This is a genomic window from Proteus terrae subsp. cibarius (assembly GCF_011045835.1).
Classification (GTDB): domain Bacteria; phylum Pseudomonadota; class Gammaproteobacteria; order Enterobacterales; family Enterobacteriaceae; genus Proteus; species Proteus cibarius.
Genome location: NZ_CP047349.1, coordinates 2,545,585 through 2,559,958, shown reverse-complemented (window position 1 = coordinate 2,559,958; position 14,374 = coordinate 2,545,585). Strand labels below are relative to the sequence as shown.

The 14,374-nt window shown below is 39.4% G+C and carries 13 protein-coding genes; 8 read left to right on the top strand and 5 right to left on the bottom strand.

What is annotated here, in order from left to right:
- Positions 1–209 precede the first annotated feature (209 nt).
- The 5 genes from cysP (at position 210) to cysM (ending at position 5,086) form a co-directional block, all read left to right on the top strand.
- Positions 210–1,229, top strand: a complete 1,020-nt coding sequence (gene cysP, locus GTH25_RS11995; protein ID WP_099659380.1) for a thiosulfate ABC transporter substrate-binding protein CysP — start codon at positions 210–212, stop codon at positions 1,227–1,229.
- Positions 1,229–2,062, top strand: coding sequence for a sulfate/thiosulfate ABC transporter permease CysT (gene cysT / locus GTH25_RS11990; RefSeq protein WP_075670510.1), 834 nt, complete (start codon positions 1,229–1,231; stop codon positions 2,060–2,062). The genes cysP and cysT overlap by 1 nt, the downstream gene beginning before the upstream one ends.
- Positions 2,062–2,904, top strand: a complete 843-nt coding sequence (gene cysW / locus GTH25_RS11985; RefSeq protein ID WP_164530593.1) for a sulfate/thiosulfate ABC transporter permease CysW — start codon at positions 2,062–2,064, stop codon at positions 2,902–2,904. Before cysT ends, cysW begins: the two co-directional genes overlap by 1 nt.
- Before the next feature lie 30 nt (positions 2,905–2,934).
- Complete coding sequence (cysA, locus tag GTH25_RS11980; protein WP_075670512.1) at positions 2,935–4,023, top strand: sulfate/thiosulfate ABC transporter ATP-binding protein CysA; 1,089 nt, start codon at positions 2,935–2,937, stop codon at positions 4,021–4,023.
- 178 nt (positions 4,024–4,201) lie between these two features.
- Positions 4,202–5,086, top strand: a complete 885-nt coding sequence (gene cysM, locus GTH25_RS11975) for a cysteine synthase CysM (RefSeq protein WP_075670514.1) — start codon at positions 4,202–4,204, stop codon at positions 5,084–5,086.
- Positions 5,087–5,247: 161 nt separating this feature from the next.
- Here the strand turns inward: cysM and crr are convergent, their stop codons facing one another.
- The 4 genes from crr to cysK form a co-directional block, all read right to left on the bottom strand.
- Positions 5,248–5,757 (bottom strand): PTS glucose transporter subunit IIA, encoded by a 510-nt coding sequence (gene crr, locus GTH25_RS11970; protein ID WP_036935451.1) that lies wholly within the window; start codon positions 5,755–5,757, stop codon positions 5,248–5,250.
- A 49-nt stretch (positions 5,758–5,806) separates the two neighbouring features.
- Positions 5,807–7,534 carry a phosphoenolpyruvate-protein phosphotransferase PtsI gene (gene ptsI / locus GTH25_RS11965; RefSeq protein WP_075670516.1) on the bottom strand — a complete coding sequence of 576 codons (1,728 nt, stop codon included), beginning with the start codon at positions 7,532–7,534 and terminating at the stop codon, positions 5,807–5,809.
- A gap of 140 nt (positions 7,535–7,674) precedes the next feature.
- Complete coding sequence (gene ptsH, locus GTH25_RS11960) at positions 7,675–7,932, bottom strand: phosphocarrier protein Hpr (protein ID WP_006533407.1); 258 nt, start codon at positions 7,930–7,932, stop codon at positions 7,675–7,677.
- A gap of 331 nt (positions 7,933–8,263) precedes the next feature.
- On the bottom strand, positions 8,264–9,217 hold the full coding sequence (gene cysK, locus GTH25_RS11955; protein ID WP_075670518.1) for a cysteine synthase A: 954 nt from the start codon (positions 9,215–9,217) through the stop codon (positions 8,264–8,266).
- Between the two features lie 235 nt (positions 9,218–9,452).
- On the opposite strand from cysK, the gene GTH25_RS11950 reads away from it, so the two are divergent.
- Positions 9,453–9,983: a hypothetical protein gene (locus tag GTH25_RS11950; RefSeq protein ID WP_075670520.1), complete on the top strand. Its 531-nt coding sequence runs from the start codon at positions 9,453–9,455 to the stop codon at positions 9,981–9,983.
- A 113-nt stretch (positions 9,984–10,096) separates the two neighbouring features.
- Here GTH25_RS11950 and cysZ read toward each other — a convergent pair whose 3' ends face one another.
- The gene (gene cysZ / locus GTH25_RS11945; RefSeq protein ID WP_075670522.1) at positions 10,097–10,867 is read right to left on the bottom strand and encodes a sulfate transporter CysZ; all 771 of its coding nucleotides are present in this window, start codon (positions 10,865–10,867) and stop codon (positions 10,097–10,099) included.
- 223 nt (positions 10,868–11,090) lie between these two features.
- Between cysZ and zipA the strand changes: the two genes are divergently transcribed.
- Positions 11,091–12,119 carry a cell division protein ZipA gene (zipA, locus tag GTH25_RS11940; RefSeq protein ID WP_156733746.1) on the top strand — a complete coding sequence of 343 codons (1,029 nt, stop codon included), beginning with the start codon at positions 11,091–11,093 and terminating at the stop codon, positions 12,117–12,119.
- A 55-nt stretch (positions 12,120–12,174) separates the two neighbouring features.
- Positions 12,175–14,202: an NAD-dependent DNA ligase LigA gene (gene ligA, locus GTH25_RS11935; RefSeq protein ID WP_164530592.1), complete on the top strand. Its 2,028-nt coding sequence runs from the start codon at positions 12,175–12,177 to the stop codon at positions 14,200–14,202.
- Positions 14,203–14,374: the final 172 nt, after the last annotated feature.

Genomic DNA, 14,374 nt, shown 5'->3' with positions numbered 1-14,374 from the left:
TTAATGAAATGCCCGCTTTAAATGCGGGCATTTTTGTCTGAATTTTTTTCACGTTAATGACAATCGATGTAAATTTAATTAATTAGCCTGAGTTTTATTCAGTTTTAATAGCTTGTAGTTATATCAAATAACAAAAGTTAACTACACTGTTATAAATAAAGTCGATAGAGTAACCATTAGAATAAAACTTACAATGATGGGTACTTTTGATGAAGAAAAACACAATCAGAACCTTTGCATTACAAGCAACCGCAGCATTGTCTTTGGTTGTTAGTAGTTATGCTGGGGCTGCTCAATTACTTAATAGCTCTTACGATATCGCAAGAGAGTTATTCACACAGTTAAATAGCGATTTTAAAACGCAATGGGATGCTCAACATCCTGATGATAAAGTCACCATAAAACAATCACATGCAGGTTCATCTAAGCAGGCACTTGCAATATTACAAGGTTTACCCGCAGATGTAGTGACCTATAATCAAGTTACAGATGTGCAAATTCTGCATGATAAAGGCAAATTAATTCCTACTGATTGGCAACAACGTCTTCCTAATAATAGCTCGCCTTATTATTCCACTATGGCGTATTTAGTACGCAAAGGAAATCCAAAGAACGTTACTTCATGGGAAGATTTAACGCGTGAAGATGTCAAAGTGGTTTTCCCTAATCCTAAAACCTCTGGTAATGGTCGCTACACTTATTTAGCCGCGTGGGGGGCTTTCGAAAAAGCTTATGGTAATGATGAGAAGACGCAGGAAGCGATGAAGAAATTCCTCAAGAATGTTGAGGTATTTGATACAGGAGGACGTGGCGCCACAACCTCGTTTATCGAACGTGGACTTGGAGATGTTTTGATCAGTTTTGAATCGGAAGTTAATAATATTCGTCAACAATATGGCGAAGATGAATATCAAGTTATTGTACCACCTGTTGATATTTTAGCTGAATTTCCTGTCGCTTGGATTGATAAAAATATTCAACGGAATGACACTGAAGCACTGGCAAAAGCCTATCTAAATTATTTATATAGCCCTAGTGCACAAGAGATCATCACGCAATTTAATTATCGCGTAAATGATAAAGCGGTTATGGCGCAAAAATCAGCACAGTTTCCAGCAACGTCATTATTTACGATTGAAGAGGTATTTGGTGACTGGAATAACGTGATGAAAACACATTTCACGACAGATGGCATGCTTGATAAGTTGTTAGCGCAAGGACGTCAATAATGTTTACTACAGCCAGCAAACGGGTATTACCGGGATTTGGATTAAGTTTAGGTGGAACACTGTTTTACACTTGCTTGATCTTACTGTTACCAATGAGTGCGCTGGTTGTACAACTTTCAGATATGAGTTGGTCCCAGTATTGGGCGGTGATAACACACCCCCAAATTGTAGCTGCCTATAAAGTCACATTACTCGCAGCAGGCGTTGCCAGTATTTTTAATGCAATTTTCGGTATGTTGCTTGCGTGGATCATTACTCGTTACCGTTTTCCGGGTAGACAACTGCTTGATGGTTTAATGGATTTACCTTTTGCTTTGCCTACGGCTGTTGCTGGCCTCACGCTTGCGACGCTTTTTTCAACACAAGGCTGGTACGGTTTTGTATTGGATAAATTTGATATCAAAGTTATTAACACATGGATTGGTATCGCTGTTGCGATGGCTTTTACCAGTTTGCCTTTTGTTGTAAGAACTGTTCAGCCAGTTCTTGAAGAATTAGGCCCTGAGTATGAAGAAGCTGCTGAAACGCTAGGGGCAAGTCGTTGGCAGACTTTTCGTAAGGTTGTATTACCTGAGTTATCACCAGCACTAATAGCGGGAACAGCGCTCTCTTTTACGCGTAGTCTTGGTGAGTTTGGCGCTGTTATTTTTATTGCTGGCAATATTGCATGGCAAACAGAAGTTGTTTCCTTGATGATTTTTATTCGATTACAAGAATTTGATTATCCAGCGGCAAGCGCTGTTGCTTCTGTGATTTTACTTGTTTCATTAGTCTTACTGTTTTCAATTAATGGATTGCAAAGCCGATTTGGACAACGGCTGAGGGGGCATTGATGTCAGATATTATGCAACAACGCTCTGTTTATCGTCGTCAAATTGATTGGGTGAAGTGGGGATTAATCCTTACCGGTGTTGTGTTATCCATTTTATTTTTAGTTGTGCCTATTGCGTGGATCTTTATGACCGCGTTTTCAAAAGGTATTGAAATATTTACTGAGAACTTATTGGACAGCGATATGTTACACGCTGTCTGGTTAACCGTACTCATCGCGTTAATTACCGTACCAGTCAATATGTTGTTTGGTGTCAGCATGGCATGGCTCGTCACGCGTTTTCGTTTCCCGGGGCGCCAGCTATTAATGACATTGATTGATATTCCATTTGCAGTGTCTCCAGTGGTTGCTGGATTACTTTATCTGCTTTTTTACGGTAGCAATGGATGGGCAGGGCAGTGGTTATCTCAATTTGATATCCAACTGATGTTCTCATGGCCGGGAATGGTATTAGTTACGGTGTATGTCACTTGTCCTTTTGTAGTGAGAGAACTGGTACCCGTGATGATGAGCCAAGGAAGTCAAGAAGATGAAGCCGCCGTGTTATTGGGAGCGAGTGGTTGGAAGATGTTTTGGCGAGTGACGTTACCAAATATTCGCTGGGCATTGTTATATGGTGTGGTATTAACCAACGCTAGGGCTATCGGTGAATTTGGTGCAGTTTCTGTGGTGTCTGGTGCTATTCGTGGCGAAACCTATTCCCTGCCGTTACAAGTTGAATTACTGCATCAAGATTACAATACTGTTGGGGCATTTACTGCTGCTGCATTACTCGCAATGATGGCAATTTTCACCTTAATGTTTAAAAGTGCATTGCAATGGCATTTAGCTCGTCAGCAATGACATCATATTTACACAAAGTAGAGGCAAAATATGAGTATTGAAATTAATAGTGTCACAAAATATTTTGATCGCACTGAAGTGTTGCATGATGTCAACCTTGATGTGGCTTCAGGTGAAATGGTGGCGCTGTTAGGGCCTTCAGGATCAGGTAAAACAACGCTTTTGCGTATTATTGCAGGCCTTGAACATCAAACCCAAGGAAGTATTTGTTTTGAGGGGCAAGATGTTAGTCGCTTACATGCTCGAGATCGCAAAGTTGGTTTTGTTTTTCAGCACTATGCGCTGTTTCGCCATATGACTGTATTTGAGAATATCGCTTTTGGTCTAACGGTATTGCCTCGACGAGAGCGTCCTAACAAAGAAGCTATCCATAAAAAAGTGCAACAGTTGTTAGAGATGATCCAATTGCCTCATTTAGCGCAACGTTATCCAGCACAATTATCTGGCGGGCAAAAACAGCGTGTCGCTTTAGCAAGAGCTTTGGCTGTTGAACCTCAAATCTTATTGCTCGATGAGCCTTTTGGCGCTTTAGATGCCAAAGTAAGAACGGAATTACGCCGTTGGTTACGAGAACTCCATGAAGAGCTTAAATTTACCAGTGTCTTTGTTACTCATGATCAACAAGAAGCGATGGAAGTGGCTGATCGTATTGTGATTATGGGGAATGGCAAAATAGAGCAAGTAGGTACACCACAAGAAGTATGGCAATCACCAAAAAGTCGCTTTGTTTTAGAATTTTTAGGTGATGTGAATCATCTACAAGGCGAAATTAATGGTGCTCAATTGCAGATTGGCGGATATCACTTGCCGTTATCAGTGACACCACTTTATCAAGGTTCGGTTGATGTGTTTTTACGTCCTTGGGAAATAGCATTAAGTGTACATGCCAACAGTGTTTGCCGATTGCCTGTTAAGGTTATTGAGGTATCACCAAAAGGGCATTATTGGCAGTTGATTTTACAGCCATTAGGATGGAGTGAAGTACCGATTACTGCGGTTTGGAATGATATTTCTTCGGCGCCAACAAAAGGAAATACCTATTATATGGGAGGTGCTCAAGCCCGTTTATATACGGGGGATACTCCCTTGAATACGGTGTCGTTAGCCTATACCGCTTAATTTTATTATTAATCTATCATTTCATTTCGCAATTTTTCACCCATGCTTATTTTTGGCATGGGTGTTTTAGTTTCTATGAAAATAAAGAGACTTGTCGAATCACGTTAATATTATTGCGTTAATAAGTTAAATGTGATTTCTTCATTAATACAGACAAACAAATGAGCAGGAACTTATTGTGGCAGGGTTAGAACAATTTATTGGTAATACACCATTAGTGAAACTACAACGACTTACACAAGAGGTAGACGCTGAAATCTGGGTTAAGCTTGAAGGCAATAATCCCGCAGGTTCAGTAAAAGACAGAGCTGCATTATCGATGATTGAACAAGCGGAATTACGCGGTGAGATAAAACCGGGTGATACGCTGATTGAAGCAACCAGTGGTAATACAGGTATTGCCTTGGCGATGATTGCAGCGGTAAAAGGTTACCGTTTAAAGCTGTTAATGCCTGAAAATATGAGTAAAGAGCGTCAAGCATCAATGCAAGCTTATGGCGCAGAGTTGATTTTAGTGAGTCGTGAAGTCGGTATGGAAGGTGCACGAGATCTCGCACAACAGATGGAACAACGAGGTGAGGGTAAGGTATTAGACCAATTTAATAACCCAGATAATCCAAGAGCGCATTTTATGTCCACTGGCCCTGAAATTTGGCAACAAACACAAGGTCGTATTACGCATTTTGTTTCGAGTATGGGAACAACGGGGACGATCACTGGTGTGGGTAGTTACTTAAAAACACAATCTGACAACGTGCAAATTATAGGTCTTCAACCTGAGGAAAAAAGTCAGATCCCAGGTATTCGCCGTTGGTCACCGGCTTATTTGCCTGGCATCTTTAAAAAAGAGCTGGTGGATAGTGTGATAGATATGTCACAAACAGAAGCAGAATCCACAATGCGCCTTTTAGCCAGACTAGAGGGTATCTTCTGTGGAGTAAGCTCTGGAGGAGCTGTTGCTGGCGCTCTGCGCGTTGCAAGAGAGAATCCTGGCGCAGTGATTGTTGCGATTGTTTGTGATAGAGGGGATCGTTATTTGTCGACAGGCGTTTACTCGTCATAATTCATGTTGTAGCGTTGTTGACTGCGCTCATTCGCACTAGTCACATACTTTGTCGCCTAGCTACATCTTGAATTATTTAGAGAATTTTTAGTCTTGGTTTTTTGAATATAAAAAAACCGCCACATATGGGTGGCGGTTTAAGTAGAGAACTTCACAGAAGATTATTTTTTAATCTGAATAATAACGGTTTCACCAACAGTAACTGGGCCTGTCATTTTGGTTAAACCTTGGATTTCATCCATATTAGAGATAACAACTGGCGTTAGAACTGATTTTGCTTTTTCTTCTAAAACAGCCAAGTCAAATTCTAAAATAGTATCACCGACTTTTACTTGCTGACCTTCTTCAGCGATACGTTTAAACCCTTCACCTTTCAGTTCAACAGTGTCGATACCGAAGTGGACAAATAACTCGATACCGTTGTCAGACTCAATAGAGAAAGCATGGTTAGTCTCGAAAATTTTACCGATAGTACCATCGACTGGCGCAACAATTTTATTACCAGCAGGTTTGATAGCAATACCGTCACCTACGATTTTTTCAGCGAAAACAACATCAGGAACATCTTCGATATTGACGATTTCACCAGAAAGTGGTGCAACAATATCAATCGTGCCACTGCCTTTCTTTTCCTCTGAAACCAGTGATTTTAATTTATCAAACAGACCCATGAATCTTCTCCTAATTATTGTAGTTGGGACCGGGCTCTGGCTAATGTGATTAGCACAGTGTCTTTTCTTTAGTAAAAGTTTCTACTAAGTCCATCAATTCTTTTGCAGTTGGCTGAGCAAGTGCTTGTTCTGCCAGTGCTTTAGCATCATCGTAATTCGCATTACGGATCACTTTCTTGATGCGAGGAATTGAAATAGCACTCATACTAAACTCATCTAATCCCATGCCGAGAAGGAGCAATGTTGCTCGTTCATCTCCAGCAAGTTCACCACACATTCCAGTCCATTTACCTTCTGCATGTGATGCATCAATCACCTGTTTTATCAGGTTGAGTACTGCAGGTGACATTGGATTATATAGATGAGATATCAGCTCATTTCCACGGTCTACAGCCAGAGTATATTGTGTTAGATCGTTAGTCCCAATACTAAAAAAGTCAACTTCTTTTGCCATATGACGAGCCATTACTGCTGCGGCTGGGGTTTCTACCATCACACCGACTTCAATAGATTCATCAAAAGCTTTATTTTCTTCACGAAGCTGGCTTTTCAGTATTTCAAGTTCTGCTTTCAATGCTCGGATCTCTTCAACAGAGATAATCATTGGAAACATAATGCGTAGTTTACCAAAAGCAGATGCTCTTAAGATAGCACGTAATTGCGAATGAAGGATCTCTTTACGGTCAAGACAAATACGAATTGCACGCCAACCTAAGAATGGATTCTCTTCTTTTGGTAGGTTCATGTAAGGTAAGTCTTTATCACCGCCAATATCCATAGTACGAATAATGACCGCAGGACTTCCAACAGCTTCTGCTACCGCTTTATAGGCTTGGAATTGCTCATCTTCTGTTGGTAAAGAGTCTCTATCCATAAATAAGAATTCGGTACGATACAGACCAACACCTTCAGCACCGTTACGTTCAGCACCAGCAACATCTCGAACTGTACCAATATTAGCGCAAACTTCGACTTGATGCCCATCAAGTGTAATAGCAGGTAAATCTTTGAGTTTTGCTAATTCTTCTTTTTCGTGCAGGTACTCTTCTTTGATAGCTTTTAATGTTTCTAGTTCCTCATCTGATGGATTAATAATGATTTTGTTATTAATCGCATCAAGAACAAGATAATCGTCTTTTTTGATAGTTTCTGTCGCATTAGATGTTCCCACAATCGCTGGAATTTCTAATGAACGAGCCATGATAGAGGTGTGAGAGGTTCTACCGCCCAAGTCAGTGATAAAACCTAATACGTTGTCTAAGCTTAATTGTGCAGTTTCAGAAGGGGTAAGGTCAGTTGCAACTAAAATCACTTTTTCTGAGATAGCGCTTAAATCGATAATTGGCATATCTAAGATATTGCGCATTAAGCGTTTACCAATATCGCGAACGTCGGCAGCACGTTCTTTTAGGTATTCATCGTCTAATGCTTCTAATGCAGTTGCTTGATCTTCAATAACAGATTGAACTGCAGCTTCAGCGGTTTTTTTGTCGCTTTTGATGAGAGTAACAATTTCTTGTTCTAACTCTTCATCTTCTAGCAGCATGATATGACCTTCAAAGATTTCGGCTTTATCCGCACCAAGGTTCTTTTCTGCACGCTCTTTAATGATTTCTAGTTGTTGTGCAGATTTGTTACGGCCGTCTTTAAAGCGTTCGATTTGATTCTCAATCTCATCACTTTGGATCTTACGTTGGCTAATGATGATAGGTTCTTCTTTGAGGAGAAGGGTTTGACCAAAAGCGATACCGGGTGATGCTAAAATTCCTGAAATCATAATTTATCCTACGACTTGCTGGTGATAATCTTAAAAGAATAGGATTGCAAAATACTGTTGTTTTAAAATCATCATTGAGATTATTAACTCCCCTGAATAGTTTCAGGGGAATAAGTACTGTGTTAACGCTTAATCGCGAATTACTCTAATTCCGCCATTAATTTTACTAACGCTTCAACAGCTTGTTTTTCATCTTCGCCTTCAGCAGAGATAGTCACTACAGTACCTTGGGTTAAGCCTAAAGTTTGTAATTTGAAAAGGCTCTTAGCGCTGGCAGATTTACCGCTAGAGATAAGCGTGATATCAGAAGAGAATGTTTTGGCTTCTTTTACAAATTGTGCCGCAGGACGAGTATGTAAGCCGTTTGGTGCTGTAATAGTAACTTCTTGCTGGTACATAGGATTTTTTCCTTTTATAACTCAATTGTTCACATTAAGTCAGGACTTAGTAAGTGTAGATGAATTTGTCCTGCTTTGCGTAGCAATATCAGATAATATTAAGTCGTAAAGCGTCATCTGATAAAAATAGTGTTCAGAAAGATAAAAGAGTTTATTTTTGTCATCTCGGTTATTTTCTGATTAATTTCGACCTTCGAAATAATTAATTGATTAAATACTAAACTCGAAGAAATAAATCACCTGTCTGGATGACAAACTTTGATCTCTACCACAAAAAAAGCACCATTTAGGTGCTTTTTTAATAAATATTTTACAATTGAGATGACGCGATTTAGCTGTCAGAAATGTCAGCAAAAAGTGGGGTGCTTAAATAACGCTCACCTGATGAAGGTAAAATAACCACGATTTCTTTGTTTGCAAATTCTGGTTCTTTTGCGAGTTTTACTGCTGCAGCAATCGCTGCACCAGAAGAAATACCAGCGAGAATACCTTCTTTAGTCATTAGTTCACGAGCGGTATCAAAGGCTTCTTCGTTAGTGATTTGAATAACACGATCCAGTAACGATAAATCTAGGTTTTCAGGAATAAAACCAGCACCAATACCTTGGATTTTATGTGGGCCTGGTTTAATTTCTTCACCTGCTAAGGCTTGTGTAATAACAGGGGAGCCTGTAGGTTCAACCGCAACCATTGTCACCGCTTTACCTTGAGTCTTTTTCAAATAGCGACCAATACCCGTAATTGTACCACCCGTGCCGACGCCAGCAATAACAGCAGCTACTTCACCATCTGTATCATTCCAGATCTCTGGGCCTGTGGTTTTTTCATGGATTTCAGGATTAGCTGGGTTGCTAAATTGTTGTAGTAAAAGGTAACGCTTAGGATCGCTCTCGCGAATTTCATTGGCTTTATCAATGGCACCTTTCATGCCTTTAGCACCTTCAGTCAGCACTAAATTAGCACCCAATGCCTTGAGTAATTTACGACGTTCTACACTCATGGTATCAGGCATGGTCAGTGTTAATTTGTAGCCACGAGCAGCTGCAACGTAAGCAAGAGCAATCCCAGTATTACCACTGGTAGGCTCTACAAGCTCAACGCCTTCTTTGAGAATACCTTTCTTTTCTGCATCCCAAATCATGTTGGCACCGATACGGCATTTTACACTGAAGCTTGGGTTACGAGATTCCACTTTAGCCAGAATGTTACCATTTCCGAAATGCTTTAAGCGAATTAAGGGAGTGTGTCCAATAGTTTGCGAGTTGTCTTCGAAAATCTTGCTCATTTTTATCCTCGGTACATGATTTTTATAAGGTCAGATGAAATTACCATACGCCATCAAGCTAAAGATGGAAATAAGCTTTATGAATATACTTATAACTTTTTCATCTTTTTATTCCAAAAGGTTCTAATCAAGAGTCAGTGAGACGATTCACAAATTAATAAACCAAGAGATGTACAGTATATTGATGGCTGATAATCTATTTTTAACTACATTTATTGCAAATACAGGGGTCATAATGGAAACCATTGAAGAGTTGATTAGCGCACTTGAGCTCGCTGTGCCTGAATTAGATGCGCAAGTTTTACGTGAAAATTTACCCGAGTCTGATGCTCAAGAAGATGTCCTTAATTGGTTATATGAATCACTCTCAGCTCAAGGATTAATGGACTATGTGGAGTGGACAGAATATTTTGGTGATATTCCTGATCTAAAATCGTTAGAGCATATTTCTTTTCCTGAATCACCAAGTGCATTGATTTTATCTCAAGTTGAAAATATTGATTGGGATGAGGTGAGTGTAGACCCTTATATGTTGCCTTATGAATTACCTTATCTTGAATATATTAACCACTTTTTGACAGAGAAAGGGTTACGATTAGTGGATCTCACACCATTTGAAAATGCTTATATTTTCTGTATTCGAGATGATGAAGAGATTATGGAAAAATTAGATGGTGCATTAAATATTTTTGAAATGGGTATTAATGAGCGTGAGCCGATGGATAAGGAAGAAACGAAAGATTATATTCGCTCATTAATTGAGTAATGCACTCAATAACTCAATAAACCAAACTACGATTTAGACAAAAATGATAAAATAAAACCCCGTCTTAATAAAACGGGGTTTTTCTCATTTATCGATAAGTCGTTAAATTAAATCTACCACTGTCCATTTTGTACATGCTGTTTACGATAACGATCGCACCACATTGCGGTTGCTCCACAAATTGCAACCGGCATGATGACTAAATTTAGAATAGGGATCATAGTAAAAATATTAATAACCATACCAAATTGAAGATTATTCCATTTGTCTTGTTTCAGCGAAGATTTCATCGCTGCAAATGAAATTTTATGGTTATCAAATGGGAAGTCATTATATTGGATTGCCATCATCCAAGCACCAAAAGCAAACCATAAAATAGGGGCAACAGTTTGTCCTATAGCAGGAATAAAATAGAGCAATAACAAGACAATAGCACGAGGCAAATAATAAGCTATTTTAGTTAGCTCACGTTTTAAAATACGAGGAACATCCTTCAATATACCTGCAACACCTGTATCTGGTGGTGCTATGCCGGTTATTTGACCTTCTAACTTTTCAGCCAATAATCCATTAAACGGAGAAGCAATAATATTGGCTAAAGTACTAAAGAAATAAGTAAACACCAATAAAATAAAAATAACGGATAATGGCCAGATTAAATAACTCAACCACTGTAGCCAATCCGGGACTTTTTCCATCATCCAATTGACCATGCCACCTATTTGACCATATAACCACCAAAAGGCGCTTCCGAGAATAATAATATTGGCAAGTAGGGGTAAGATAACAAAACGTTTTAGCCCTTTGCGTGTAATTAAACGCCAACCAAGAGCAAAATAATGAAATCCATTTAAATTTTTATTCGTTTCTGTCAAATTTGTCATACTTCCTATTCTCTCCAATGAGGGCAAGCTAGTATCATATAGGGAGATAATCAGCCTTACTAGTCATGAATTGTCTAAAAAATGCGCATAAGAGATTGATGTGTGTATCTTTGTGACAAGAAAATTAAGTATTGGCTTGCACTTATGAGCATTGGCAAATACTCTTAGTAAAAAGTAATATTTGCCAACGTGGCTATTAAACCTCAAGACAACAGAGATAGAAATGATGCAGCAAAATTTGCGTCTGATATTAATCGTTGTTGGTGCGATTTTAATCATAGCTTTGTTATTACACGGCTTATGGATTGGTCGAAAAGAGCGTTCTAAGCTTTTCCGTAATCGCCCAGTAAAACGTCAGAAACAGAATTATCAGTCAGATGAGAACGATGACGAACCACAATATGCTGAGGCTAGTCATCAGACATCAACTTTATCCTCTACTGAAAAGCGGGAGAGTGAGCCACCGATAAAATCGGAGCCTCTACATGAACCTGAAATTTCAGTGGCAGATAGAGATCCATTAATGTCTGAAACCCAAACTAAAGGGAGCTCTCACGATACTTCATTACAGCAAGAGCCTAGTCTTGGTGTTTTTGATGTCATTGAAAAAGAGTCTGTACCAATTGTTAGGGATGAGCCAAAACAAGAACCAGTGGTTAATGTTGCGAGTGAAATAAAATCACACGTTAATACAGTGAGCCCATCTGCGAGTTTTGAGCCGTCAATTTCAGAGACAACGGCTCATGTGACTCCTGTTGAAACTGAGGCTTCACATCATGCTCTGGCTGAAGAACCGATAGCTGAATCTGCTCCACAAGCAACAGAAGCAGAGAAAGAGCTGGTTATTGTTTTAAACGTAAGTGCACATCATGGTCAAATGCTAGATGGTGAAGTATTGATGCAAAGTATCATTCAAGCAGGATTCCAGTTTGGCGAAATGAATATTTTCCATCGTCATCTTAATCCAACAGCGAATGGTCCTGTTTTGTTTAGTTTAGCGAATATGGTGAAACCGGGAACATTTAATATTGATACGATGGCTGAATTAACGACACCAGGTGTATCGATGTTTATGATGGTGCCATCTTATGGTGATGCTAACCAAAACTTTAAGTTGATGTTGCTTACGGCGCAACGTATCGCATCTGATGTAGGTGGTGTTGTGCTGGATGATGAACGTAAACTCTTAACGCCACAAAAAATTGAGCTTTATAAATCTAGGATCCGCAGGACGCTGGATTTAAATCAATAGCTTTTGTCTGTAAAAAGCCCCCGCTTGCGGGGGTTTTTCTTCTTTGGTGATAATCATGAATAAAAACACTCAACAAAAAATTGATAAACTTCGCGTTACTCTACGTCACCATGAATATCTCTATCATGTCATGGACGCACCTGAAATACCTGATGCTGAATACGATCGCTTAATGAATGAGCTAAAAGCATTAGAAGCTGAACACCCTGAATTAATTACTTCTGATTCGCCAACACAGCGGGTCGGCGCCTTACCTCTGACAGCATTTGAGCAAGTGAGACATGAAATTCCGATGCTCTCTTTAGATAATGCTTTTGATGAAACAAGCTATCTAGCTTTTGATAAGCGTTTACGTGATCGTTTAAAAAATAGTGAAGAGATCACTTTCTGTTGTGAATTAAAATTAGATGGATTAGCGGTGAGTTTGCTTTATGAAAATGGAGTATTAGTACAAGCTGCAACGCGAGGTGACGGTACAACAGGGGAAAATATCACTGAGAATGTGAGAACAATTAAGGCCATTCCACTACGTTTATATGGCGAAGATATCCCTGCTCGCATTGAAATTCGTGGCGAAGTCTTTATGAATGAAAAAGGCTTTGAATATTTAAACGAGGAAGCGCGACGTACTGGTGGAAAAGTTTTTGCTAACCCTCGTAATGCCGCAGCTGGCTCATTAAGACAGCTCGATCCTCGTATTACAGCAAAACGTCCATTAACCTTTTTCTGTTATGGCGTTGGTGTACTAGAAGGTGGTGAATTACCAACAAGCCACTATGAGCGCCTACAACAATTTAAAAAATGGGGATTACCCGTTAGCGATGCTGTAAAACTTTGCTCAGGTAGCAAAGCAGTCCTCGATTTTTATCACCATGTAGAAGAAATTCGCCCTAATTTAGGTTTTGATATTGATGGTGTTGTTATCAAAGTTGATGATATTGCACTGCAAGAAGAACTGGGTTTTGTATCAAGAGCACCACGTTGGGCTATTGCTTATAAATTCCAAGCTCAAGAGCAAATGACGATTATCAAAGATGTTGAATTCCAAGTAGGGCGTACTGGTGCAATTACACCTGTCGCACGTTTAGAGCCTGTTCAAGTAGCGGGTGTGGTTGTGAGTAACGCAACGTTACACAATGCTGATGAAATTGAACGCTTAGGGATACGCATTGGCGATACCGTGGTTATTCGCCGAGCTGGTGATGTTATTCCTCAGGTTGTCAGTGTGATTGAAGAAAAACGTCCTGATGATGCTCAAGAAATTATCTTTCCGACACATTGTCCTATTTGTGATTCTGATGTTGAGCGCATTGAAGGTGAAGCTGTTGCACGTTGTACTGGTGGTTTAATTTGTGGCGCGCAACGTAAAGAAGCACTTAAACATTTTGTTTCACGTCGAGCCATGGATGTGGATGGAATGGGTGATAAAATTATCGACCAACTGGTTGAGAAGGAATATGTCAAAACACCTGCTGATCTCTTCCGTTTAGATGAAAAAATCCTGTCTGGTTTAGAGCGAATGGGTGAAAAATCAGCTAAAAAATTGATCACGGCTTTAGATAAGGCTAAATCAACGACATTTGCACGTTTTATTTATGCACTGGGTATTCGAGAAGTTGGTGAAGCAACAGCAAGTGGATTAACAACACATTTCTCAACACTTGATGCATTACGAAATGCAGATGTTGAAGCACTAAAATCCGTTCCTGATGTGGGCGATGTTGTGGCTAAACATGTCGTTAATTTCTTCCAAGAAGAACACAATAGAACGGTTATTGAACAATTGATCAATGATGCCGGTATTACATGGCAAGCGCCTGTTATTGTGGCTCATGAAGCAGGTGATAATCCATTTGCGGGCAAAACTGTTGTGTTAACTGGATCACTTTCACAATTAACGCGTGATGAAGCAAAAGACAGATTAGCTGCATTAGGCGCAAAAGTGAGCGGAAGTGTTTCTAAAAAAACAGATATGGTAATTGCAGGTGAAGCTGCTGGCTCTAAGTTAGTGAAAGCTAACGAATTGGGGATAGCCATTATCGATGAAGATGAAATGATACGACTACTTGATCAATCGAAATAATCATTCTACTATTTAATAAATGCTACTGGGAAAACCTTCTCAGTGGCATTTTTACTTAAGCTAAATTTACATTTAATGTTTCTTAAGTAACTTTCAAAGTGTGATCAACCTATCTTATTTAATAAATAGTGTGTATGCGGTTTCATGAGATTGTGACAATAGTCACATCCTA